Consider the following 23,970-nt stretch of genomic DNA (forward strand, 5'->3'; position numbering starts at 1 on the left):
CACGGGCGTCGAAACGGAAGATTACGCGTCCGCCGTCGCGGTCGCTGAGATGATGCCCTGTGCCTCGACCTCGACGCCGAGGCCGGCCTCGACCAGGGCCGACACCTCGACCAGGGTCGAGCACGGGAAGTCGCCGTGGAACACCTCCGCCCGGGCCCGCCCGACGGCGGCCTTGTCCGCGATGTCCGTGACGTAGATGCGCAGGGCGAGGATGTCGTCGACCTGCGCCCCGCAGGCTTCGACCAGGACGCGGGTGCGCCGGAACGCCTCCCGCGCCTGCCGGTAGACGTCGCCGCCGCCGACGGGACCGTCGGGGGTGCCGGCGTGCATACCGGAGACGAAGAAGTGCCGGCCGAAGACGCGGGCGTTGCTGAACATGCCCGGCCGCGGGGGTTCCGGGACGGACGGGTGGCCGACGCGGCTCATCGGACCACCCGTGCGTCGGATTCGCGGGTCAACCGCTCGCGTACCGGCACGAAGTCGTAGGTCGGGTAGCACTCGGTGCGGAACACGCCCCACGCGCGACGCTCGAGTTCGACGTTGACGGCGGCCAGCCGCTCGGCGGGCAGCCGCAGGGTCACGATCTGGCCGATCCCCATCGCGACGACCCACGAGACGACCTCGCACCCCTCGGGCGGGAACCCGTGCCACCAGTCCGCGTCGTCGAGCCGGCCCTGCAACTGTTCGAGGTTCCGGCTCTGGTCGTGCCGCAGGACGACGGTGAGCATCAGGGTCCCGCCGCTCATGCCGGCACACCCGCGAGCACGGCCGCCTGCTGCTTCGCGTCGGCCCGGTAGATCCGGCGGATCCGGGAGACACCGAGGTCGTGCTGGTAGAGGTGTTCCTCGACGTCGGCGTCCGCGGCCAGCGCCTCGAGGACGGCGCGGTCCTGTTCGAGGACCTCCCAGTGCCGTTCCTCGAGCCGGGTCCGGTACAGGAAGCGCCACGCCTCCCGTTCCCAGCCCGACACCCGCCGGGTGCGCCAGTGGAAGATGGCGGAGTGGTCCCGGTCGATCGGGGTGCACATCCCGACGATGCCGAAGACCCCGCCGGGACCGGCGTTGGGGGCGTACGGGATCTCGAGGTCCACGTAGTCCATCGATCCGCGCACGAATTCCACCCAGTCGAAGTTCACGCCGCGCTGGTCGGTCTTCTCGAAGAAGAACCCGTGGCCGGTCTCGCGGATCCGGAACCGCGCCGACGTGTCGCCGCCGAACATCGAGTGCGAATTGCGGTGCAGGAACGCCCCGTGCATCGGATCGAGCACGTTGTCCATGTAGAACCGCCACGGCCCGGCCCACTCCGCGTAGTTCGGGAACCACGACACCTCGTCGTCCGCGAGCCGGTCCGGCAGCACGAACGGGGTGGGCACGGAGTCGTGGGTCAGGGGCACGAACGCGAAGATCGTGTCGGCGGCTTCGACCACCGACAGCGACGCGGTCGCGCGTTTGCCCTCGAGCGCGCATCCGGGCATGCCGGGCACGGAGACGACGGTGCCGGTGCCGTCGACCTGCACGCCGTGGTACAGGCAGGCGACGCGGTCACCGAGGTGCTGGCCGACGGACAGCGGCGCGCTGCGGTGCGGGCACCGGTCCTCGAGCATGTGGACTGCGCCCCGCGCGTCGCGGAACAGCAGCCAGTCCACGCCCAGGCGGGTGACCTTGATCATGGCGCCCGGTTCGACCATGCGCGACGGGAGGATCGGGTACCAGCGGTCGCGCAGGCCGGTCGCGGCGATCTCGTCGGCGTCCATCGGCCGGCGGGTGCCGACGGCGAATCGGGGTCCGGTCGGGCGCGAGCCCCCGGTGGTGGTCTGTGTGGTCTCGAAGGTGGTCATGTCATCTCCCCAGTCGTCGCATCTCGGCGCGGAAGGTGTCCTCGGTCCAGGGCCGGCCGTCGGGGCCGTGCAGCCCCAGGCCGTTGAGTCCCTCGACGACACCGGGCAGGTCGTGGGTGCCGGTCCCGAAGATCTCCATCAGGGAACCGGCGAGCTTGTCCTCGTAGGGGGTCAGCGGATCGGGATGGGTCTGTCGGGGTTCCAGGTACGGTTCGGCGGATCGTGCCGTCGCGGTGCGGTTCACGCGAGAACTCCTTCGATGTGGGGGGTGGGGGCGGCGAGCCCGGAGCGGTAGCGGGCGGCGAGTCCCTCGGCGATGGCGGCGAAGGCGCTCGCCCATTCGGCGAACGACTCGGGCCGCGTGAGGTGGACGGGCGCCGGACATCCGTCGACGACGACGAAGACTCCGTTGTCGATCTCGCCGGCGAGGCGCTGCGGTACGGACAGATCGGTGTCGTCGCCGAGCGCGGAGGCCACCACCAGGGTGGGGACGGTGATCCGGCCGAGGACGCCGGCGACGGTGTCGACGTCGAGCACGGGATCGGCGAGGATCAGGCTGCGCAGCAGGGATTCGTGACGGCCCGCCGCGCGCAGGGCGGGTTCGGCATCGGCACCCGCGGCGCACAGGTGCACCGCGCGGCCGTCGCGCAACGCCGTCTCGGCCTGCCCGCCGGCCCACCAGAGCGCCTCGGCCGGCGAGTTCATCGCGCACCTCCCGTCGGCACGTGCACCGGTGGGACGAACGGTCCGGGCGGGGGGTCGAGGGCGGTCACGTCGACCTCGACGAGGGCGGGCCGGCGCGCCGCGACCGCCTCGGCCAATGCGGCCTCGAAGACGCCGGGCCGCTGCACGAGGGTGTACGGCATGCCCATCGACGCGGCGAGCAGATCGAACCGCGGCGTGTGCAGGTCCACCCCGGACCGACAGAAACCGTTGGCCTCCTGCATGTTCCGGAGAACGCCGTAGCCGCCGTCGTTGAACACCAGCACGACGCACCACGCGTCGGTGCCGGCGAGCGAGGCGAGCTCGCCGAGGTGCACGGCCAGACCGCCGTCCCCGGCCATCACGACCGTCGGCACGTCCCGGCGGGCCTGGGCCGCACCGAGTCCCATGGCCAGGCCCTGCCCGATGCCGCCGCCGAGCGGGAAGATGTTGGTCTCCCGCTCGTAGAACGGCAGCAGGCGGTTGCCCCACTGGCTGGACGGGATCGTCACGTCGCGGGCGACCACGGACCGACGGGGCAGCACGCGGCGCATGCCCTCGCAGATCTCGGCGTAGCCGCCGATGTACTCGGTGAGTGCGGCCCGGCTGCGCTCGCGCACCGTTCGGACCCGGGCCGCCCAGTCGTCGCGCCGGCCGGCGCCGTCGAGCGCGTCGAGGATGCCGCGCAGTGCCGTGCGGGCGTCGGCGACGATGCCGACCGTGGCCGGATACACCCGGCCGATCGCGGCGGGATCGACGTCGATCTGCACCTGGGTCGCCGGCAGTGCGAGGTGGTAGCTCTTGGTCTCGTTGGACCGGAAGTGGGTTCCGACGGCGAGCAGGACGTCGGCGTCGGCGAGGAGCCCGGCGACCTCGGGGGAGGCCGCGAAGTTCCCGACGACGAGGTCGTCGTCCTCGGACACGATGCCCCGTCCGGAGTTGCTGGTGAGAATCCCGGCCCCGAGCCGGTGCGCGAGGGCACGCAGTTCGTCGCCGGCGCCGGCGGCACCCCCACCGAGCCACAGCAGCGGCCGCTCGGCGGAGGCGAGCACCGCGGCGGCGCGGTCCAGCGCAGCAGCGTTGGGGGCCGGTGGCCGTGCGATCCGGGTATCGGCCGCCCGCTGCTCGTCCGGTGACGCCAGATACTGCAGGTCGGTGGGCCATTCGATGCTGGCGGGCCCCTGCGGTGCCGACAGGATGCGGCCGATCGCGGCCTCGAGTTCCGCCTCGGCGTCCTTGGCGTCGGTGATCGTCGCCGCGTAGGCGGACACGGCGTCGAGCATCTGCCGTTGCCGGGGGAATTCGTGGATCACGCCGCGGCTCGACGAGGCCGGTTCGGGCGTGAGGAATTCGCTTTCGATCTGGCCGGTCACGTGCAGGACGCGGCTGCCGGCGGTGAGCGCCTCTATCATCGATCCGGCGGCGTTGCCGGCGCCGGTTCCGGTGCTCGTCAGTGCCACGCCGATGCGGCCCGAGGCGCGGGCGTACCCGTCCGCGGCGTTGACCGCCGCGGCCTCGTGCCGCACCTCGACGAAGTTCAGGTCGCGGGCGACGGCCTCGACGAGGGGCAGGTTGTGGATGCTGACGACGCCGAACGCGGTGTCGATGCCGTGCCGGCGCATGACCGACACGAGGACGTCGCCGCCGGTGGCGCGCCGACCCGGCGCGGATGAGGGGGTGTCCATGTTTCCTCCGATGCAGATGACCACTGGCGGGTCAGACGTAGCGTCCGACTCCGCCGCCGACGTCGACGGTCGCGCCGGTCACGTAGCTGTTGCGGGGTGAGAGCAGGGTGGTGACGGGGAAGGCGACCTCGTCCGCAGTTCCGAAGCGGCCCAGTCCGATTCCGCGGGCGGCGGCGATCTCGGCGCTCCACTCGTCGAAGTCGCGGCCGGCGCCGGATTCGGCGTGCCGGCGCTGCCACTGGCCGGTGTCGACGAGGCCGAGCAGCACCGAGTTGACGCGGATGCCGTCGGGGGCGAGTTCCCCGGAGAGGGACTGCGCCAGGTTGAGCAGTCCGGCACGGGCGGCCGAGGTGACGGCGAGCCGCAGTTCGGGTTGCCGCGCGAGGATCGCGTTGACGACCACCACGGAGGCCGCATCGGACTTCGCGAGCGCCGGCCGGGCCGCGCGGATCAGATGCAGCGCGCCGAAGATCTTGAGCTCGAACTCGTCCCGGATCTGCTCGTCGGTGGTGTCGGTGAGTGTCGACATCAGTGAACGCCCGGCGTTGCACACCACTCCGTCGATGCCGCCGAACCGGTCGACGACCGCATCGGCGAAGGCCTGCACGGAGTTCCGGTCGGTGACATCGCACGCGGCGGTCAGGACGTCGGCCGGGTCGGCCGCCAGGGTGGCGGCGGCGCGGCGCAGGCGTGCGAGGTCGCGGGCGCAGAGTGCGACGCGGGCGCCTTCGGCGGCGAGCATCCGGGCGGTGGCGAGGCCGACCCCGGAACTCGCGCCGGTGACGATCACCGTGCGTCCGGTGAGGTGCAGGTCCATGGGTTCTCCGTGGGTTCGGGTGCTCGCCGGGCGAGCAGGTCAGTTCAGGACGAATCCGCCGTCGACGACGACGGTCTGGCCGGTGACGAAGGCGGCGTCCTCCGAGAGGAGGAACCGGACGACCCCGGCGACGTCCTCGGGGGTCTGGTCGCGCGGGAGGGCGCGGCCCTGCGCGTAGGTGGCGTAGCGGGCGGCGGGAACGGACTCGGTGGCCTCGACCCGGACGAGCCCGGGGGCGACGGCGTTGACCCGCACCCCGTGGGGGCCGGCGTCCCGGGCCATCGAACGGGTCATCGCGACGACTGCGCCCTTGGAGGCGACGTAGTGGACGAGCCGTGGTGATCCGTAGAACGCCACGTCGGATGCCATGTTCACGATCGCGCCGCCGGCGGCGGCGAGCAGCGGCCACAGGTGTTTGGTCACGAGCCAGGTGCCGCGCACGTTGACCGAGGTGATCCGGTCGAACTCGGGTTCGGGCAGTTCCCAGAAGGCGTCCCCGCCGACACCGTCGGCGACGGCGGCGTTGTTGACCAGGCCCACCAGCGGCCCCTCCTCGGCGACGCGCACCGCCAGAGCGCGCACGGACGCGGCGTCCGCGATGTCCGTGACCACCGCGATCGCCTCGCCGCCGCGGTCGCGCAGGGCGGTTGCGGCGGCTTCGGCGTTCGCCGCGTTGCGCTCGGCGATCACCACGCGCCGTCCCTCGGCGCACAGCCGTTCGGCGATGCAGTAGCCGAGTCCGCGCCCGGCACCGGTCACCACGACGGTTCCGCTCATCACGCCACCTCTTCCCAGAATCGGACGAGTGCGCCGGCGACCAAACGGGGCTGCTCCTGGATCGCGGCGTGACCCGCACCGGTGACGACGGTGAGCCGCGCCCCGGGAATGGCGTCCGCCAGGAGTTGCGACTCGGCGACGCCGGTGACGCGGTCGTGCTCGCCGACCACCACGAGGGTGGGGACGGCCAGCGTGTGCAGGATCGGCCCGTGGTCGGTCGACGCCATGCATTCGGCGGCGGCCGCGTACCCGGCGGGGCGGACGGCCGCCATGTCGGCGGCGACGCGAGCCCGCACGTGCTCGGCCGCGTCCGGTGCGGTCAGTTTCGGTGCGCGTTCGGCCGCGAAGCGCTCGGGGCCGGCGGCGCGCAGCGCCGGGACGCGGTCGCGCATGGCGGCGGCGCGGGCGGGTGACGTGCCCGAACCCCGGGTGCTGTCGGCGAGGACGAGCGTGCGGACCCGGCCGGGCCGGCGGCGCGCGACCTCGAGCGCGACGACACCACCCCAGGACGTTCCGACGAGGTGAACGGGCCGGTCCGGGTCGATGTCGTCGAGGACGGTCAGGACGTCCCCCGCGTGGTCGTGGTGGACGCCGGCCGGGTCGGCGGAGCGACCGTACCCCGCGGCATCGAGCCGGTAGGTCGCATGTCCGCGGGCCGCGAGTTCCGCCGCGAGCGGTGCACAGGAGTTCGCGTTCCCGCCGATGCCGTGCAGCATCAGCACCGGATCTCCCGTCCCGAGACGCTCGACGTGCAGGTGCGCGGGGGTCACGACAGCGCCCCGGCCGCGACGGCGGCCCCGTAGAAGTAGCCGGCGTCGCGGGCCTCGACACGGTCGCGGTGCCCCGGGTCGGGGCTGCCCGCCATGGCGGAACGCACGGTCGTGGTGGGCGGTCCGGCCGTCCCCCACTGGTCGGACAGTTCCGGGGTGCGCTTCCAGGTGCGGCACAGCCAGGCGTCCTCGTCGATCTGGGCGACCTCGGAGGTGTACTCGCACACCAGGCCTGCCGGGTCGGTGAAGTAGGAGAAGGTGTTGTCGCCGGGACCGTGCCGGCCCGGGCCCCACTGCGGCGCGATGCCGTGGGCCTTCAGGCTGCCGATGCCACGCATGAAGTGATCGAGGCTCTGCATCTCGTACGCCACGTGGTTGAGTGAGGGCCACGGCGCCCGGTTGAGCGCGATGACGTGGTGGTCGGAGTTGCAGCGGAGGAAGGACATCTGCCGCTCCGACCAGTCGGAGACCCGCATGCCGAGCACCTGGGTGTAGAAGGCGGTGGTGCGTTCGATGTCGGTCGTGTTGAGCACGACGTGGGCGATCTTGCGGGGAACGGCGCGGCGTCCCGCCGGTTCCTGCTCGGTGACGGCGTGGGTATCGGCCGACAGCTCGAGGCAGCGTCCCTCCGGATCGACCAGTTGCAGCCCGTAGCCGCCGCCGGCGTCGTCGAGGGGGCCCGGTGTGCGCAGCATCGGGATGCCGAGCCGGTCGAGGGCCAGTGCGGCGTCGTCGATCTCACGCGGGGTGGCGACGGCGAGGCTGATGCGCCCGAGGGCGTTGGTCTCCCCCCGTTCGACCGTCAGCACGTGGTGCTCGGGGCCGGTGGCGCGCAACCAGAATCGATCCCCGTCGGCCTCGACGGTCGTCAGCCCCCAGGCCTCGTGGTAGAAGTCCCGCGAGGCGGCCGGATCCGGCACCGACAGGGTGACCGAGCGCAGGGCGCGCAGCCGGCAGACGGGCGAGTCGCTGTAGCGCGGAAGTTGGTGGTGATACATGCGTTCCGGTTCCCTTCTCACAGATCCAGCACGAGTTCGGCAGAGCGGCACCGGGACACGCACGGAAACATCGTCGATCCGGCGGCGTGCTCGGACTCGGTGAGCAGGAAGTCGCGGTGGTCCACGTCGCCTTTGATCACCCCGACTTCGCACGTCCCGCAGATACCTTCGGTGCACGAGTTCGGCACGGGCACACCGGCGGCGGTGAGGGCGTCGAGCACCGACACGGTCGGCGGCACCGGGATGCGCCGGCCGGTGCTCTCGACGATCACGTCGAAGGCGGTGTCCTCCCCCGAGCGCGGCGCCGGTTCCGGGGCCGCGAACCGCTCGGTGCGGACCTGGCCGGGGTCCGGGACCGCGGCGGTGACCGCATCGATGAGCGGTGCCGGTCCGCAGCAGTAGACGACGGCGGTCGGGGCGAGGCCCGACAGGGTCCCCGCGAGGTCCGGCAGACCACCGGCCTCGTCGTCGGCGTGGACGGTCACCTGCCCGGCGGGTCCGGCGGCGATCTCGTCGACGAACGCCATCGCCGCCCGGGAGCGTCCGGCGTAGAGCAGGCGCCACGGTCGTCCCTCGGCGCGCAGCCGCCGCATCATCGCGACGATCGGGGTGATGCCGATACCGCCGGCCACGAGGACGTGTTCGGTCGCGGCGTCGTCGAGGGCGAAGGCGCTGCGCGGTCCGTCGACGTCGATCTCCGCGCCGATCTGCAACGATTCGTGCACGTAGGCGCTGCCGCCGCGGGAACGCTCGGCGCGCAGCACCGCGACCGTCCAGCGCGTGGTGTCCTGCGGATCCGAGCACAGCGAGTACTCGCGCACCACCCCGTTCGGCAGGTGCAGGGCGAGATGCGCACCCGGCTGCCACTGCGGCAACGCGGCACCGGCCGGATCGACGAACGTCACGCTGGTGACTCCGTCTGCCTCCCAGGTTTTCTGGTGGACGCGGAGGCGACGTCGGACGGACTGCTCCATCGGGGATCTCCCTGTCGGCGGGTCTTCTCGGTGGCGTCAGCGGGTGACGCCGTACATCTCCGAGCTCGGCGGGTAGGTGGGCAGCTGTGGCTTGGCGGCGCCGATGATCACGCAGAACAGCGCGTCGGTGTCGCCGACGTTCGCGAGGCTGCGCGGCACTCCGGCGGGCACGCGGATCATGTCGCGGTAACCGAGCCGGCGGACGGCCTTGCGGGTGCCGTCCTCGACGTCGTGGACCGCGACCTCGAGCTCGCCCTCGAGCACGAAGAACACCTCTTCGACGTCGTGGTGGGTGTGCTCGGGCCCGACCGCGCCGGCGGGCAGCCGCATGTTGGACAGGGTGAAGTGCTCGGCGGGCAGCGTGCGGGCGTCGCCCTCGTGGTTGCCGGTGGCACCGGACCCGATGTAGCGGATCTGGGCGCGCTTGAAGCGGTCTCCGCCCTTGGCGGCCTGGAAGCCGAGGGTGTCCCAGTCCTCGTAGCGGCTGTCACGGCTGGCGATGCAGGAGTCGATGAGGGTTTCGAGATCGGTCTTCTCGGGTGCGGCCATGTCGGTGGTCCTTTCGTGCGGTGGGTGGTTCAGGCGCGGTATGCCACGGCTTCGATCTCGACGGTGGCGCCGTAGGGCAGGGCGGCGACCTCGACGAACGAGCGGGCTGGGCGGGGAGCGGCGAAGACCTTCTCGTAGTGGCGGTTCGCCTGGTCGCGGAGCGTCACGTCGGTCACGAAGTACGTCGTCTTGACGACGTCGGACAGGGTCATGCCGATGGTCGCCAGGCGCTCGCCGAGGCGGGCGATCGCGGCGTCGAGGGCGGCGGTCGTGCCGTCGACGGCGATGCCGTGTTCGTCGACCGACAGGGCGCCGGAGACGAACCCGAAGCCGGCGGCGGCGTAGGCGGGACTGTACGGGTGAGCGGTGCGGTCGTGGGTCGCGGTCGTCGAATCGGTCACCGGGAGGGGTCCTTTCGGGTTTCTGTCGGGTCGGGGGTGGCCCAGGCGATCGGGTCGCCGGACAGGTCGAGGTAGATACTCTTCTGGTCGCAGTACTGGCGGATGCCCTCGCGTCCCTTCTCGGTGCCGAGACCGCTGTCGCCGAGACCGGTGAAGGGGGTCGAGATGCTGAACTGCTTGTAGGTGTTGATCCAGACGGTGCCCGCCTTCACCGCGCCGGCCACGCGCCACGCCCGTCGGTAGTCCGCGGTCCAGATGCCGCAGGCCAGCCCGTACACCGAGTCGTTCGCCTGCGCGATCAGGTCCTCCTCGTCGTCGAAGGGCAGCACGACGGCCACCGGGCCGAAGACCTCCTCGCGGCAGATCGTCGCGGCGTTGTCGACCCCGGCGAGCACCGTGGGCGGGTAGTACGCACCGCAGGTGAGCCGTTCGTCGGTCGGGATCGCGCCCCCGCACAGCACCCGGGCCCCGTCGGCGACGGCGTCGTCGACCATGGCGGCCACCCGGTCCCGGTGGGCGAAGGTGACCAGCGGGGCCACCCGGGTGCGCGGGTCGGTGCCGGGTCCGAGGCGCAGCGCCCCTGCGCGCCGGACGAGTTCGGCGGTGAAGGTCTCGGCGATGCTGCGGTGCACGAAGATCCGTGAGCCGGCGATGCAGCTCTGCCCGGCCGAGGAGAAGATGCCGTAGAGCACGCCGGCGAGGGCCTGTTCGGGGACGGCGTCCTCGAACACGATCGTCGGGGACTTGCCGCCGAGTTCGAGCGTGATCGGCATGAGCTTGTCGGCGGCCAGGTGCGCGAGGTGGCGACCGGTGTCGGTGCCGCCGGTGAAACTGACCTTGGCGACGTCGGGATGCCGGACCAGCGCCTCGCCGACCGTGCGCCCCGAACCCGGCAGGACCGAGAGGACGCCGGCGGGCAGACCGGCCGCCTCGCAGATGCGGGCGAGGAGCAGGGTCACCCACGGGGCCCACACCGGCGGCTTGCTCACGACGGCGTTGCCGGCGGCGAGCGCGGGGGCGATCTTCTGTGCGTCGGACGCGATCGGGGAGTTCCACGGCGTGATCGCGGCGACGACACCCATCGGCTGGTACGTCGACATGGTCAGCCACGGCCCCCGGGGCGTGGTCACGGCCGAGTCCATCGTCTCGAGAGCGGCCGCCGTGTAGCGAAAGGTGTTGGCGGCGCTGGCAACCAGTGCCCGGGTCTCGGCCAGGGTCTTGCCCGTGTCGAGGGTCTGCAACCGGGCGACGCGATCGGCCTCGTCGTCGAGGGCGTTGCCGATGCGGTGCAGCACCCGGGCCCGTTCGTGCGGGAGCAGCGACGACCATCCGCCGTGCGCGGCCCGCAGTCCCTCGGTGACAGCCCGGTCGACGTCGTCGACGGTCGCCGTGTGCAAGCCGGCGAAGACCCGGCCCGTCGCGGGGTCGACGGACTCGAGGCGCTCTCCGAGGCCGCGTCGCCAGCGGCCGGCGACGAGGATCTCGTCGACCGTGTCGACGGACTCGGCGTGCTCGGCGGTTCCCGCCTGGAGGGGGGACGCGTACGCAAGGGGCATGAGGGAGGTCCGTTCGGTGGGGAGGGACGCGGACCACGGTGCTCGCGGTGGGTGGTGCGCGCCGAATCGATATCTTTGCACTAAGAGATTTGTAGCGTCTTAGCGCAAAGAGGTCAAGGCTCGAACGCCCAGATCAGCCGGTTGTTACGCCGCATTCACGGCCTCGAAACGAAGGAGACGCAGGTCACAGCGGTGTGGCGGGCGTCATAGCCCTTCTCGAAATTTTTTGTCGGCCGGACCGTCAGACCCGACGATCGGCACCCGAATCGGCAGCAGCATCGAACTCGGCCGCGCGGGCAGAGCGCTCCAGACGGGCGAGCAGACGCGCCAGCGTCTCGCGCTCGCCCGCGTCGAGGTCGCCGAGCATCGCGCGCAGTTTGGCGAAGTGCGCGTCGGCGACCGAGTCGACGAGCGCGGCGCCGGCAGAGGTGAGCTCGACGTACACGACGCGGGCGTCCTGGCTGTCCTTCGATCGGGTCACCAGGCCCGCCTCCTCGAGCCGGTTCACCCGCAGCGACAGCCCTCCGGTGGTGACCAGCGTCTGCTCGGCGAGCTCCCCCGCGGTGAGCCGATGATGGGGCACTGCGCGGCGCAGGCAGGCGAGGACGTCGAATCCCGAATCGTTGATCCCGTGCTCCTCGAAAGTGGGCGCGATCCGGGACTTGTAGACGAGGAAGCTCCGATGCAGACGCCCGAAGACCTTCAGCCCCGAGACGTCGAGTTCGGGACGGGCCACCGCCCAGTGCGCGACGATGGCGTCCACGGCGTCGCGTTCTCCAGGCTCTCCCACAATGCCGGGAGTCTACCCGCGGCGCGGCCGGTGAACGCGCGCTGCGGAACCGGTCAGCGCCACCGCCCCAGCAGCTCGCCCGCCCGCTCGGCCAGGGTGGCCTGCAGCAACGGCCCGAAGCTGATCCGGCCGACGCCGAGAGCAGCGAACGACGCGAGCTCGTTCTTCGCCGGGTGGGCGATCGCATTGACCGGCAACGGCAGTTCCGACGTCAGGCGCCGCTGTGTCTCGTCGCTGTGGAAGCCGACCGGATAGAGCACATCGGCGCCTGCGTCGGCGGCCAGCTTCAGACGGTCGATCGCCCGGTCCACCCGGTCCGACTCGGCCCCGACCTTCTTGACGAACAGATCGGTGCGGGCATTGACCACCAGGTGCACCCCCGCGGCGTCGGCGGCGGCACGCAACCCGGCCACGTACTCGGCGTGCTCGGCCGGCTCGCGCAGCCGGCCGCCCTCACTGTGCACGGTGTCCTCGATGTTCAACCCGACAGCACCCGCACCCAGCAGCCCCTCGACGATGCGAGCAGGGACCTCACCGTAGCCGGCCTCCACGTCCACCGAGATCGGGACGTCGACCGCCGCAGTGACCTGCCGGACCCGGGTCAGCAGCTCCTCGAACGTCATCCCCTCGTTGTCCGGCTTGCCGACCGAGTCGGCGACCGGATGACTGCCCATCGTCAACGCGGAAAAACCGGCCTGCACGGCCAGATTCGCCGACCAGGCGTCCCACACGGTCGGCAGCACCACCGGGTCACCCGGGACGTGCAGGGACTTCAGCGCTACGGCCTGCTCGGCGAGAGTCGTCATGCCGCATCCAACCACACCCGTCCGCCGCCGTTCCGGCGAACGGACCACTCCCGGGCGCGAGACGACCGGGCCCCGTGCCGTTCGTGGTGAACGGCACGGGGCCCGGTGTCTCGTCGAGTCGTCCTACCGGACGCTGACCTTCTCGGGTTCCGGCTTCTTCTCGGCAGCGCGGTCCGCCCGGGGCGGTACAGCGGAGACGGTCATGTCGTCGGGGACGTCCGCGTCGAGCCTCACCGCTTCCTGCGCGTAGTGGAAGTGGGGGCGACGGTGACCGAGGAAGGATCCGAACCACGACATCACTGCGACGTAGCGGTTGCGGAAGCCCACCATGTAGACCAGGTGCACGGCCAGCCACAGCACCCAGGCGACGAAGCCGCTCAGCTCGATCTTTCCGACGCGGGTGATCGCGCGGAAGCGGTTGATGATGGCCATGCTGCCCTTGTCCCGGTACTTGAACGGGGTGCCCTTGCCCTGCTTGCCGAGGATCGTGCGGGCGACGTGGCGGCCGCCCTGCATCGCGACGGGCGACTGCCCCGGCAGATTGTTCAGCGACGTCATGTCGCCGATGGCGTACACGTCGGCGTAGCCGCCCACGGTGAGATCCGGGTTGACCAGCAGCCGGCCCGCGCGGTCGGTGGCGCAGCCGGTGCGCTCGGCGAGGACGCCGGCGAAGTCGTTGGCACGCACCCCGGCCGACCAGATGATGGTCTCGGCGGTGATCCGGCGCTCCTCGTCGTTCTTCGCCTTCAGGGTGGCACCGTGCTCGTCGATGTCGGTGACGAACGTGTCGAGCACGACGTCGACGCCCGACTTCTGCAGCGACTGCTTGGTGTACTCGCTGAGCTTGCCACCGAAGGCCGGGAGGGCCTCGCCCGCGCCCTCGACGAGGGTGACGGACACGTCGTCGGCGCTGATGTCGTGGAACGACTGCTCGAAGTAGCGGCCCGCGAGTTCCTTGATCTGGCCGGCGAGCTCGACGCCCGTCGCGCCGGCACCGATGACCACGAAGCTCAGCAGGTTGCGGCGGCGCTCCGGGTCGGTGGTGGTGTGCGCCTCCTCGAAGCACCGCAGGATCTGCCGGCGGAGCCGCTCGGCGTCCTCCACGGTCTTGAGGGCGTAGGTGACCTTCTCGAACTCGTCGCGGCCGAAGTACGCCTGCCGGGCGCCCGTCGCTGCGACGAGCGACCGGTAGCCGACCGTGTGCACGGTGCCACCGGCGACGTAGTCGACCTCGTGCTCGTCGGGCCGTACGTCGACGACGCGGCCGAGCCGCACGTCCGCGTTCGGGTACTTCGCGAGAATGGAGCGGATCGACGGAGCGATCTCCCCGGCCGAGAGGACACCGGTGGCGACCTGGTACAGCAGGGGCTGGAAGAGATGTTCGGTGGTCTCGGAGATCAGGACGAACGGCGTCCCGGCCTTGGCGAGCTTCTTCGCCGTCGCCAGCGCGCCGAAGCCCGAACCGACGACGACGACCTCGGTCCGGTCGGTCACTGCTGTGCTACTCACGATTACCTCTACCTCCACACTGAAGTCGATGTATGACACCCACCGTATGGACGGGGGGCCGTCGAGGCCACCAACCTGCCGAATTCGGGGAGCTCTTATCTCGATCGCTCATAAGTAGGATGGGGGTATGGATTTCCGGCAGCTGCGGTACTTCCTCGCCGTCAGCGAGGAGCTGAGCTTCAGCAAGGCCGCCCAGAAGTGCTTCATCTCCCAGTCCGCGATCAGCCATCAGATCACTCGGCTCGAGAAGGAACTCGGTGCGTCGCTGTTCGAGCGGTCGACGCGGATGGTGCGGCTGACCCCGGCCGGCTCGCGCCTGGTCCCCATCGCCCAGCAGGTGCTGAGCCTCGAAGCGCAGGCGTTCTCGGTGGCGCGCGAGCCGCGCAACCGCATCCGGATCGCCGCGAACATGACCTTCGCATCCCAGAGCCTCGACGCCATCGCGCATGTCCGGGAGCAGTACCCGGCGGTCGACATCGAGTTCGTCATCAAGAGCTTCGCCGACCGGATCGACGCCGTCGCCGGCGGCGACGCCGACATCGCCCTGATCCGGGGCGGCGTCGACCGCCCCGGACTCGAGACCGTGGACCTGGGCATCGAGGATCTGGTCATCGTCACGTCGAGCCGGCACCCGCTCTCCGCGTTCTCCACCGTCGACCTCGGCGATCTCGCGCCCTACCCGCTGCTCCTGCCGCCCCGGCACAGCCAGGTGCTCATCCACACGGTGATCGAGGACGCCTTCCGGGCGGTGGGACGCCGGGTGCAGCTCGGGCCGTCGATCGCGAGCGACCACACCGCCACCCTCGACGTCATCACCAATCCGCGGGCGTGGACGGTTCTGTACCCGAGCACCGCCGCGGAGACCCCCCGGACCGGCCTGGCCTACATGCGCGAGGCGCGCAACCGGCTCAGCATCCCCGTGTGCGGGGTACTCCGCAACGACGCGCCCCGATCGGCGGCCATGTCGAGCCTGATCCTCGCGCTGCACCAGTCGATGACCAGCCGGACACCACCGGGACCGGAGAGCTGAACACCGCCGCGCGGTCGTCGCAATGCGTACCGATCCGGTGCCGTTTCGTGGAAGGATGGCCCGAGCCGGCGGCGGACCCACGCGGTGAGGAGCGATCATGCAGCGAACCGAGACCTCGTTCACCAGTGCCGACGGCACCCGCGTCGTGTACGACGTGTGGTCGCCCGACGGCGACCCCGCGGGCGTGCTGGTGCTCTGCCACGGCTTCGGTGAGCACGCCCGCCGGTACGACCACGTGGTCGAGCGCCTCGGCGAGCTGGGTCTCGTCGTCTACGCCCTCGACCACCGCGGGCACGGCCGCTCGGGCGGCCGACGAGTGTTCGTGCGGGACATGGACCAGTTCACCGGCGACGTGCATCGCCTGGTCGGCATCGCCGCGTTCGATCAGCCCGGCCTGCCGCGGGTCCTGCTGGGCCATTCGATGGGCGGAGCCATCGCCCTGGCCTATGCGCTCGAGCACCCCGACGAGCTCACGGCCCTCGCACTGTCCGGTCCCGCCGTCGACGTCACCTCCGGCACGCCGCGGCCCGTCGTCGCACTCGGCAAGGTGATCGGGCGCGTCCTACCGCAGCTGCCGGTGCAGAAGCTCGACTCGGCGGGCATCTCGCGCGACCCCGACGTCGTCGCCGCGTACGAAGCCGATCCGCTCGTGCACCACGGTCTCGTACCCGCCGGCATCGCCCGCGCACTGGTCACCACGGGAGAGAGCCTGCCGGCCCGGCTCCCCGCGCTGGATCTGCCGATCCTGCTGCAGCACGGCACCGAGGACCGGCTCACCGCGCCGTCCGGCAGCCGGCTCGTCGCCGACCTGGTCGGGTCGCAGGACGTGACGCTCAAGTTGTACGAGGGCCTCTACCACGAGGTGTTCAACGAGCCGGAGAAGAAGCAGGTACTCGACGACCTGGTGGAATGGCTCCGACCGAGGCTCGGCTGAGGTGACAGCCGCTCCGTCCGCGCGCATGCCGGCCGCGTTCGTCGGCCACGGCAGCCCGATGAACGCGCTCGAGTCGAATCGCTACACCAGGGCGTGGCGGGCGTTCGGTTCCGCGGTGCCGACGCCCCGGGCGATACTCGCGATCTCGGCGCACTGGTACATCAACGCCACCGCGGTGACCGCGATGCCGAACCCGCGCACCATCCACGACTTCTACGGATTCCCGCAGGAGCTGTTCGACGTCGACTACCCCGCGGCCGGGCTGCCGGAGCTGGCCGAGGAGATCGCCGACGTCGTCCATCCGACGTGGGTGGGTGCGGACGTCGACTCGTGGGGTGTCGACCACGGTACCTGGTCGGTGCTCACCCACGCCTTCCCCGAGGCGGACGTGCCGGTGGTGCAGTTGAGCCTGAACGCCTACCGCGACTTCGACTACCACCTCGAGCTCGGCGCGAAGCTCGCCCCACTGCGCGACCGCGGCGTGCTGATCGTCGGCAGCGGGAACATCGTGCACAACCTGGCCGGCATGGATCGTCGCCGCCCGGACGAGGGGTTCGACTGGGCGCACCGGTTCGACGCCGCCGCGCGGGTCATGGTCATGGACCGCCCCGAGGGAGTCGCAGCCCTCGACGGGCACGCGGACTTCGACCACGCGGTTCCCACCCCGGACCACTTCCTGCCGCTGCTGTACTTCGCGGGCCTGGCGGGCGTGGGCGAGGACCTCGTCGAACCGCTGATCGACGGCTTCGCGTACGGGTCGCTGTCGATGAGCGCCTACACCCTCGGTCTCACGTGCGCGGCCGGTGACGACGGTCCCCCGTCCGCTGGGTTCCCCACAACCCCGGACCCGGTGAACACCAATGCGTGATTGTGGTTGTGATTGTGATTGTGATTGTGATTGTGGCCGAATGTCACATCGCGTCGATGCAGTCGACCGAATGTGACATTCGGCCACCCAGGGGGTCAGCCACCCAGGGGGTCGGCCCGAGGGGGTCGGCCACCCGGGGTTCGGCCACCCAGGATCACGCCGTGTGGCGACGCTCCTCCGCGACGACGGTGCGCCGCGCGAAGTCGATGCTGTGCTGCAGCAGTGTCCGCGCCTCGGGCAGCACCTGCCCGATGACGGGGAAGGCGTGCACCTGACCGGCCCACAGGTGCGTCTCGACCGTCGTGCCCACCTCGTCGAACGCCTCGGTCATGATCTCGACGTCGGGGCGGGTGATCTCGTATTCGGCGACGGAGAAGAACGCGGGCGGGAACAGTGCCGGATCGGCGCGGACCGGGGACTGGGCGCCTTCGATGTGATCGGGGCCGGCGAGCCAGCGGTCGCGCAGCTTCTCCACCTGCCGCATCGGCAGGTACGCGTCGCGCTTCATGAAGTCGGGATCGTGCTCCTCGAGATCGAGGTTGAGCAGCGGCGAGTAGCCGATCACCGCGGCCGGGCGGATCATGCCGCGCAGCGCGGCGATCTCGGCGACCTTCATCGCCAGGTAACCTCCGGCCGAGTCGCCGGCGACGACGATGCGCGTGGGGTCCTCGGCCGTCTCGAGCAGCCCGGTGTACGCGGCCATCGCGTCGATGACGGACGTCCCGATCGAACCGACAGGTAGCTGCCGGTAGGCGACGGAGTACACCGGCACCCCCGATTCGGTGGCGAGCAGCGAACACACCGTGCGGTGCGTGGCGAGCCCGCAGAAGACGAAAGCGCCACCGTGGAAGTAGAGGATCGTCGCGCCGGCGAGGGAGTCCGCGGCGGGACGCGGCGGTTCGATGCGTTCACTGGGCACCCCGCCGAGGGTGAGGGGATCGATGTCGACGTTGCGCGGGCGGGGCAGCATCTTGTCCACGCGACGGTCGAGCCGGCTGAGGGCCTCGATCCCGCGGTCGGTGGCCGGCCAGTAGGCGAACAGCGGCTTGACGAAGATCCGCACGAACCAGAAGACGAGGATGGCCCGCAGGCTCACCGTCCAGTGCCAGATCGTCGATCCGTGGGTGCGCATGTACGCCACGATAGGACGGGTCCGGCACCCGGTCGAGGTACTCTCCGTCACACGTATCCGCCGCCTCAGACCTGCAGCAACGGCACCAGGAGCTCCTCGTCGGTCAGCGCACCGTGCTGTCCGGGCAGCTGCGACATGACCAGCTCGCCGTCGGTACGGATCACCGTGGACTCGCCGAGCCCGATCGCGACGACGTCACCGATGCGCCGGCACGCGGCGGGCGAGGGGTCCGGGCCGAACAGTCCGCCGGCGATCACGTCGTCGCGGGTGCCGACCCACAGGTCGTCCCCGAGTTCGTTGCGCCACCGCTCGAGCACCGCGCCGGGTCGCCGGGTGTGCACGTGCCGGCAGCGGGGTTCGCCCGCGATCACGTCGACGTCCTCCGCGAGAGCGGGGAGATGGTCGAAGTCGACGCGCCGGCCCCGGGAGGCGTCGATCATGCCGTGATCGGCGGTGATCAGCAGCCGCGTCCCGGCGGGCAGGGCGGCGACGAGCTGCTCGACGAACCGGTCGACGACGGTCAGCTGCGCGGTCCAGGAGGGGGACTCGGGTCCGTACAGGTGCCCGACCGTGTCGACCTCGCCGAGGTAGCAGTAGACGAGGGTGCGGTCGTCGGCGGTGACGGCGGCGACGACGTGGGCGAGCAGGTCACCGTAGGCGGAGACACCGACGAAGTTGCCGCCGCGCAGCACGGCCCGGGTGAGGCCGCTGCCGTCGAAACTGCGGGGCACGACGGTGGTCACCGTCAGCCCGGCCGCGTCGGCGCGTTCGAACACCGTCGGGTGGGGCTGTATCCATTCGGGGACGAATCGCTCGCGCTGATCGACGGCGGTCCCCGCGAGGGTCCAGCGCAGCCAGTTGAACGGGGCGTCGATCTCCTCGACGTAGGACTGGTAGCCGGTCACGGCGTGGGCGCCGGAGGCCAGGCCGGTGCCGAGCGAGGCGATGCTCACCGCGGTGGTGGTGGGAAATCCGGCGCGGATCGGCCGGCCGTCGAGGCCGGTGAGAAAGGGGGCGGCGGCCGCATTTCGTCGCAGGAGGTTCCACCCCATGCCGTCGACGAGCAGCACGACGGTGCGGGACTGCTCGGGGAGGGCGAGACGGTTGGCCTCACCGGGCACCCCCGCGGACGCGAGGACGGACGGCATCAGATCCGCGAGGGTGGGTTCGGCGTAGACGTCGTGCAGCGGCAGGTCCATTACCCGAGTATGGCCTGCCGGGCGTCACTGGTCCTTGATGTCGGACCCGTGCTTGGTCAGCGGCATGATCTCGATGTTCATGTACGGGAACAGCGGCAGGTTCCACAGGATCTCGTGGAGTTCGTCGGCGGAGTCGACGTCGAAGATGCTGATGTTGCTGTACTTGCCGACGATGCGCCAGATCTCCCGCCACTTGCCCTCGCGCTGCAGTTCCTGGCTGTACGCCTTCTCCCGCGCGACGGTCTCGGCGCGCACCTCGGGGTCGAGGTCGCGGGGGATGTCGACGTCCATGCGAACGTGGAACAGTGCCATGGTCGGTACTCCTTTCGGGCCGTGCGCGGTTCCGGTAGCGGGTGCTACCGGAACCGCGCACGGGGGGTGGTCAGTCGCGGGCGAGGTGCTTGACGACGTCCATGTCGAGTTCGACGCCGAGGCCGGGTCCCTGGGGCAGGTGCACCTGACCCTCGGAGTAGTCCAGCGGGGTCTGCAGGAGTTCGACGGCGAACAGCTGCGGCCCGAACAGTTCGGTGCCGTAGTTGATTCCCGGCTCGGCGCAGGCGAAGTGGACGGATGCCGCGGTGCCGATGGGTCCTTCGATCGAAGTGGCGCCGTGGCAGCGGATTCCGGCAGCCTTCGCGACCGCCACGACCTCCTTGCTGCGCTGCAGACCACCGCACTTGGTGGTCTTGAGGGCGATGACGTCGGCGGCCCCGAGCTTGGCGATCTCGAGGGCGTCGTGCGGGGTCTGCACGGACTCGTCGGCCATCACCGGGGCGGACACGAGCCGGTTGATCTCGGCGAGCACTTCACGCTGCTCGCCGGGGGTGGGCTGCTCGATGAGCTCGACACCGCCGTCGACGAGTTGCGGAACGTATCGCAGCGCGGTGAACCGGTCCCAGCGGGCGTTGACGTCGATGCTCACGCCGGCCTTGCCCTCGAGGGCCTGAGCGATCGTGACGACGCGTTCGGTGTCGACCTTCGGGTCGAGCGCGCCCATCTTGAGCTTGAACGCGAAGTTCAGCCGTGCCGCCATCTTCTCCTCGACCTCCTCGAGGATTTCTTCGACCGGTGCCGCACCGAGCGCCCACCGCACGTCGACGCCGGTGCGGAAGGCGCCACCGAGCAGGGTGTGCACCCCGACGCCGAGGGCGCGGGCCCACGCGTCGTGCAGGGCGACATCGACGGCCGCCTTGGCGAAACGGGCGCCGGAGACGACGCGTTCGATGTCGACCATGATGCCGCTGATCTCGTCGACGCCGCGGCCGGTGATGTAGGGGGCGATGTAGCGGTCGACGATCGCCTTCATGGTCTCGACGGATTCGCCGCCCCACCACGGACCGCCGGGGACGACGCCCTCTCCGTGGCCGGTGACCCCGCCCGCGGTGGTGATCGCCACGAGCAGGATGGGTTGCTTCTCGGCGGTGGTGGTGGCGAACTTGTGGGGACGCACGAGCGGTACGTCGACGATCGTCGTATCGATCGAGACGATCTTCAGGTCGGGGTCGGACATCGAACAGCTCACAATCGGATTTCGGCGGTGATGCGGGCAACAGCCGGGCCTCCGCGACGACGAATGCCGGTGCCCTTGGCGGACACCGGCATTCGTCACCACTCGTGGACCCGGTTCACAGGAGTGCTCAGGCCTCGGGGTCGAGCGCGAAGTTGTAGGTCACCTCGTCGACGCCGTCGGCGTTCGGCTGCGGGTCCAGGATCAGCTCGGGCTTGGTCGCGGTCGCGACGTCGTCCTCGACCCACTCGCCGCCCTGGAAGTAGAGCTGGGTGGTGATGGCGCGCTTGCCCGGCGCCTTCACCATGAGGTGCAGGTGGGCGGGACGCCACGGGTGGCCGCCGTAGGAGTCGATGAACCAGCCGGTCGGGCCGTCGGCCGGGATCTTGTAGGGCGCGGGCTTGAGCGTGGTGATCTCGAAGTTGCCCTCGTCGTCGCACTCGATGGTGCCGCGCAGGTTCCACTCGGGGATGCCGGGGGCGAACTGCGAGTAGTAGCCCTCCTCGTCGGCGTGCCACAGCTCGACGGTGGCGCCCTGCAGGCCCTTGCCCTCGAGGTCGGTGACCTGGCCCTTGAAGATCAGCGCCTCGGCGGCCTTGTCCTGCTCGCGCATCGGCATGGTGCACTTGGCCGGCAGCTTCGGCGAGTCCGGCACGTAGTAGGGGCCCTCGATGCTGCCCTTGGTGCCGGAGAAGTGCTTGCGGTTGTAGTGCACTTCCTCGATCTCGTGCTCGACGAAGACGTCCAGCCACAGCGGCCACTCGCCGTACTCGCCGACGTCGATCATCCACTGCTTGAGCACCCGGTACTCGTCGTAGGTGACCTGGTGCTTGTGGATGATCTCGGCGAACGCACCGAGCACGTCCTTGTAGATGGCAGCGGCGCGCTCGACCGACGTGTCCGACGAGACCCGCTCGCTCTTGAACTTGTCGGTGGCGGCGTTGCCCGAGGCGTGGGCGGTGGGGTTTTCGGTGGTGGTCATGTGTCCTCCTCGGCGAGGCTCGAACGGTGGTCGCGAAAGCTGTGGGTGGTGATCGCGGGGCTGGCGCTCTCGCCACTCGGGTTGTACGCTGTGCGTACTTCCGTATCGCAGTGCGTACACACACTGTGCGTCCAGTCACAGGTGATTGTCAACACCCGGGCGCCCGGATTGCCCGAAACCGCAGGTAGGAGACCACAATGCCTAGTCAGGACCGGGATTTCGTCCAGAGCATCGAACGGGGCTTCGCGGTGCTGCTCGCGTTCGACGAGCGGCATCCCACCCCGTCCCTCGCCGAACTGGCAGCGAAGACCGACCTGTCCCGCCCTGCGGTGCGCCGCATCCTGCTCACCCTGCAGAAGCTCGGCTACGTGACCAGCACCGGCAGCCGCTGGTCGCTGACCCCGCGCGTGCTCAGCATCGGCCAGCACTACTCCGCCTCCCACGCCCTGGTCGAGGCGGCCATGCCGCGACTGGTGGAGATCGCCGAGTACACCGGCGAATCCGCCTCCCTCGGGGTGCTCGACGGCGCGGAGGTCGTCTACGCCGCCCGCGTCCCCGTGCGCCGCATCATGAGCATCAACGTCTCGGTCGGCACCCGGGTCCCGGCGTACGCCACGTCGATGGGCCGGGCGCTGCTGGCGTGGGCACCCGAGGAACTCGTCGAGCAGGTCGTCGCCGCGACCCGCTTCGAGAAGCTCGCCACCGCCACCGTGCGCAACGCCGACGAATTGCGCGCCGAGCTCGCGCGCGTGCGTGCCCAGGGCTACGCGCTCACCTCCGCCGAGCTCGAGGAGGGGCTGATCTCGGCCGCGGCGCCGGTCCGGGACGCGACCGGCACCGTGGTCGGCGTGCTCGCCTGCTCGACATCGACGGCCCGGCACACACCCGGGGAGTTCCGCGAGCTCGCCGCGGAATGCCTGATGAAGTCCGCGCACGCCCTCGGCGCCGACCTCGGATACCGCGGATAGGGCGCGTCAACCCCGCAGGGTCGCCGACGGCGCCACCCCGTACTTGCGGCGGTAGGCGGCCGCGAATCGGCCGGTGTGGGTCATCCCCCAGCGCAGGGCCACGTCCGTGACCGACGTCGTCGCCGGGTCGCCGGCCGCGAGTTCCTCGTGGATCCGCTCGAGCCGCAGATCGAGCAGGTAGTCGCGGGGACAGACACCGAGGTACTCGCGGAAGCCCTCCTGCAGCCGGCGCACACTCACACCCGCCAGCTCGGCCATGTCCGCGGTGGTCCACGGCTGCGCCGGGTCCTCGTGGATGCGGTCGAGAACGCGCTTGACGATCCGTGGCCGCGCCGCCGTGCCGGCACCCGCGTTCGGCATCACGGCGAGCACGAATGCCGAGGTCAGCGCCCCGGAAAGCTGGTCGGCGACGAGGGGGTTGCGCCACAGCCCCTCGTCCGCCCGCAGCTGCTCGACCACCGACTGCAGCAGGGCCATCCAGCTCCGCCCCGCCTCGCTCGTCAGGTCCACCTGGTCGGGCAGCCCGAGGTCGGGACGACCGAGGATCCGGTGCATCTCGCGGTCGAGGTAGTCACGGTCGAGCTTGACTCCGACGATCTCGCAGTCCTCGGTCCACCGGGTGATCCGCGCCGCCGTGTCGGGCCGGAACACCGAGGCCTGCCCCTGGGCGGAACTCACTTCCTGTCCCGCCGCCACCGACTCGATGTGGCCGGACAGCGGGATGTTGACCGCGTACGCACCCGGATGATCCGAATCCACCGCGACCTCGGCCCCCCAGCCGATACGCGCGAGCCGCAGCGGACCGAGCTGCAGCGACCGCACGTTGACATGGGGTTCCGAACCTCGTGCGAGCGGGGTCAGGGTGTGCGGGAAATACGCGTCGGACACCACATGCTCGGCCTCGTCCCAGTCGACCGGCTCCGGCGTCGACACCACGTGTGCACCTCCCGTGTGCATTCTCGGGACCTTCGGCCCTGCATCCTCGGGGCATTTCAGCCCGTGTCGTCCGAGGGCTTTCAGCCCGTGTCGTCCGAGGGCTTTCAGCCCGTGTCGTCCGAGGGCTTTCAGCCCGTGTCGTCCGAGGGCTTTCAGCCCGTGTCCGCGAACACTACTACCCAGTGTGATGAGCAACACGTCCCCGGGCAAACAGCGTCGTTCGTCATGACGACCGCGTCGAAC

General features: G+C 70.7%; 27 protein-coding genes. 4 read left to right on the forward strand and 23 right to left on the reverse strand.

Features of this window, described 5'->3' with window-relative positions:
- Positions 1-21: 21 nt before the first annotated feature.
- The 17 genes from ACWPQI_RS22590 to ACWPQI_RS22670 form a co-directional block, all read right to left on the reverse strand.
- Positions 22-426 (reverse strand): RidA family protein, encoded by a 405-nt coding sequence (locus ACWPQI_RS22590; protein ID WP_048771485.1) that lies wholly within the window; start codon positions 424-426, stop codon positions 22-24.
- Positions 423-746, reverse strand: coding sequence for a hypothetical protein (locus ACWPQI_RS22595; protein WP_017679754.1), 324 nt, complete (start codon positions 744-746; stop codon positions 423-425). Before ACWPQI_RS22595 ends, ACWPQI_RS22590 begins: the two co-directional genes overlap by 4 nt.
- Positions 743-1,837, reverse strand: a complete 1,095-nt coding sequence (locus ACWPQI_RS22600) for a Rieske 2Fe-2S domain-containing protein (RefSeq protein WP_237211266.1) — start codon at positions 1,835-1,837, stop codon at positions 743-745. Before ACWPQI_RS22600 ends, ACWPQI_RS22595 begins: the two co-directional genes overlap by 4 nt.
- A gap of 1 nt (position 1,838) precedes the next feature.
- Positions 1,839-2,081, reverse strand: coding sequence for a recombinase-like helix-turn-helix domain-containing protein (locus ACWPQI_RS22605; RefSeq protein ID WP_003934497.1), 243 nt, complete (start codon positions 2,079-2,081; stop codon positions 1,839-1,841).
- Entirely contained in the window at positions 2,078-2,542 is a 465-nt protein-coding gene (locus ACWPQI_RS22610; protein ID WP_010595741.1) for an alpha/beta fold hydrolase, read from the reverse strand. Before ACWPQI_RS22610 ends, ACWPQI_RS22605 begins: the two co-directional genes overlap by 4 nt.
- Entirely contained in the window at positions 2,539-4,224 is a 1,686-nt protein-coding gene (locus tag ACWPQI_RS22615; RefSeq protein WP_010595742.1) for a thiamine pyrophosphate-binding protein, read from the reverse strand. Before ACWPQI_RS22615 ends, ACWPQI_RS22610 begins: the two co-directional genes overlap by 4 nt.
- Positions 4,225-4,255: 31 nt before the next feature.
- Positions 4,256-5,041, reverse strand: coding sequence for an SDR family oxidoreductase (locus ACWPQI_RS22620; RefSeq protein ID WP_119700126.1), 786 nt, complete (start codon positions 5,039-5,041; stop codon positions 4,256-4,258).
- A gap of 39 nt (positions 5,042-5,080) precedes the next feature.
- Positions 5,081-5,818: an SDR family oxidoreductase gene (locus ACWPQI_RS22625; RefSeq protein WP_017679757.1), complete on the reverse strand. Its 738-nt coding sequence runs from the start codon at positions 5,816-5,818 to the stop codon at positions 5,081-5,083.
- The gene (locus ACWPQI_RS22630) at positions 5,818-6,588 is read right to left on the reverse strand and encodes an alpha/beta fold hydrolase (protein ID WP_017679758.1); all 771 of its coding nucleotides are present in this window, start codon (positions 6,586-6,588) and stop codon (positions 5,818-5,820) included. Before ACWPQI_RS22630 ends, ACWPQI_RS22625 begins: the two co-directional genes overlap by 1 nt.
- Complete coding sequence (locus ACWPQI_RS22635; RefSeq protein WP_010595747.1) at positions 6,585-7,586, reverse strand: VOC family protein; 1,002 nt, start codon at positions 7,584-7,586, stop codon at positions 6,585-6,587. The genes ACWPQI_RS22630 and ACWPQI_RS22635 overlap by 4 nt, the downstream gene beginning before the upstream one ends.
- 17 nt (positions 7,587-7,603) lie before the next feature.
- Complete coding sequence (locus ACWPQI_RS22640) at positions 7,604-8,491, reverse strand: PDR/VanB family oxidoreductase (RefSeq protein WP_040271000.1); 888 nt, start codon at positions 8,489-8,491, stop codon at positions 7,604-7,606.
- 105 nt (positions 8,492-8,596) lie between these two features.
- Positions 8,597-9,109, reverse strand: coding sequence for a cupin domain-containing protein (locus tag ACWPQI_RS22645; RefSeq protein WP_010595749.1), 513 nt, complete (start codon positions 9,107-9,109; stop codon positions 8,597-8,599).
- 29 nt (positions 9,110-9,138) lie between these two features.
- A complete protein-coding gene (locus ACWPQI_RS22650) occupies positions 9,139-9,510 on the reverse strand; it encodes a RidA family protein (RefSeq protein ID WP_040271002.1) in 372 nt (123 codons plus the stop codon).
- Positions 9,507-11,066: an aldehyde dehydrogenase gene (locus ACWPQI_RS22655; RefSeq protein ID WP_237211265.1), complete on the reverse strand. Its 1,560-nt coding sequence runs from the start codon at positions 11,064-11,066 to the stop codon at positions 9,507-9,509. Before ACWPQI_RS22655 ends, ACWPQI_RS22650 begins: the two co-directional genes overlap by 4 nt.
- A 241-nt stretch (positions 11,067-11,307) precedes the next feature.
- Positions 11,308-11,829, reverse strand: coding sequence for a MarR family winged helix-turn-helix transcriptional regulator (locus tag ACWPQI_RS22660; RefSeq protein ID WP_237211364.1), 522 nt, complete (start codon positions 11,827-11,829; stop codon positions 11,308-11,310).
- An 80-nt stretch (positions 11,830-11,909) separates the two neighbouring features.
- Complete coding sequence (locus ACWPQI_RS22665; protein WP_017679764.1) at positions 11,910-12,662, reverse strand: isocitrate lyase/PEP mutase family protein; 753 nt, start codon at positions 12,660-12,662, stop codon at positions 11,910-11,912.
- A gap of 123 nt (positions 12,663-12,785) precedes the next feature.
- Positions 12,786-14,156 (reverse strand): NAD(P)/FAD-dependent oxidoreductase, encoded by a 1,371-nt coding sequence (locus ACWPQI_RS22670; protein ID WP_017679765.1) that lies wholly within the window; start codon positions 14,154-14,156, stop codon positions 12,786-12,788.
- 142 nt (positions 14,157-14,298) lie between these two features.
- Here ACWPQI_RS22670 and ACWPQI_RS22675 point away from each other — a divergent pair, with 142 nt between their 5' ends.
- The 3 genes from ACWPQI_RS22675 (at position 14,299) to ygiD (ending at position 17,003) form a co-directional block, all read left to right on the forward strand.
- Positions 14,299-15,201, forward strand: coding sequence for a LysR family transcriptional regulator (locus ACWPQI_RS22675; RefSeq protein ID WP_010595755.1), 903 nt, complete (start codon positions 14,299-14,301; stop codon positions 15,199-15,201).
- 97 nt (positions 15,202-15,298) lie between these two features.
- Positions 15,299-16,135 carry an alpha/beta hydrolase gene (locus tag ACWPQI_RS22680; RefSeq protein ID WP_010595756.1) on the forward strand — a complete coding sequence of 279 codons (837 nt, stop codon included), beginning with the start codon at positions 15,299-15,301 and terminating at the stop codon, positions 16,133-16,135.
- A 25-nt stretch (positions 16,136-16,160) separates the two neighbouring features.
- The gene (gene ygiD / locus ACWPQI_RS22685; protein WP_010595757.1) at positions 16,161-17,003 is read left to right on the forward strand and encodes a 4,5-DOPA-extradiol-dioxygenase; all 843 of its coding nucleotides are present in this window, start codon (positions 16,161-16,163) and stop codon (positions 17,001-17,003) included.
- 154 nt (positions 17,004-17,157) lie between these two features.
- Here the strand turns inward: ygiD and ACWPQI_RS22690 are convergent, their stop codons facing one another.
- The 5 genes from ACWPQI_RS22690 to catA all read right to left on the reverse strand — a co-directional run bounded on the left by ACWPQI_RS22690 (position 17,158) and on the right by catA (position 21,823).
- Complete coding sequence (locus tag ACWPQI_RS22690) at positions 17,158-18,135, reverse strand: alpha/beta hydrolase (protein ID WP_064065628.1); 978 nt, start codon at positions 18,133-18,135, stop codon at positions 17,158-17,160.
- A 65-nt stretch (positions 18,136-18,200) separates the two neighbouring features.
- A complete protein-coding gene (locus ACWPQI_RS22695) occupies positions 18,201-19,334 on the reverse strand; it encodes an alkaline phosphatase family protein (RefSeq protein WP_010595760.1) in 1,134 nt (377 codons plus the stop codon).
- 24 nt (positions 19,335-19,358) lie between these two features.
- Positions 19,359-19,646, reverse strand: a complete 288-nt coding sequence (gene catC, locus ACWPQI_RS22700; protein WP_010595761.1) for a muconolactone Delta-isomerase — start codon at positions 19,644-19,646, stop codon at positions 19,359-19,361.
- A 70-nt stretch (positions 19,647-19,716) separates the two neighbouring features.
- On the reverse strand, positions 19,717-20,844 hold the full coding sequence (locus ACWPQI_RS22705; protein ID WP_040271007.1) for a muconate/chloromuconate family cycloisomerase: 1,128 nt from the start codon (positions 20,842-20,844) through the stop codon (positions 19,717-19,719).
- A gap of 127 nt (positions 20,845-20,971) precedes the next feature.
- Positions 20,972-21,823 (reverse strand): catechol 1,2-dioxygenase, encoded by an 852-nt coding sequence (catA, locus tag ACWPQI_RS22710; protein WP_010595763.1) that lies wholly within the window; start codon positions 21,821-21,823, stop codon positions 20,972-20,974.
- Positions 21,824-22,020: 197 nt separating this feature from the next.
- Here catA and ACWPQI_RS22715 point away from each other — a divergent pair, with 197 nt between their 5' ends.
- A complete protein-coding gene (locus ACWPQI_RS22715) occupies positions 22,021-22,791 on the forward strand; it encodes an IclR family transcriptional regulator domain-containing protein (RefSeq protein ID WP_010595764.1) in 771 nt (256 codons plus the stop codon).
- Between the two features lie 6 nt (positions 22,792-22,797).
- On the opposite strand, the gene ACWPQI_RS22720 is transcribed toward ACWPQI_RS22715, so the two are convergent.
- Positions 22,798-23,748 carry an AraC family transcriptional regulator gene (locus ACWPQI_RS22720; RefSeq protein ID WP_017679768.1) on the reverse strand — a complete coding sequence of 317 codons (951 nt, stop codon included), beginning with the start codon at positions 23,746-23,748 and terminating at the stop codon, positions 22,798-22,800.
- Positions 23,749-23,970 lie beyond the last annotated feature (222 nt).

This window comes from Rhodococcus sp. LMD (assembly GCF_056108245.1).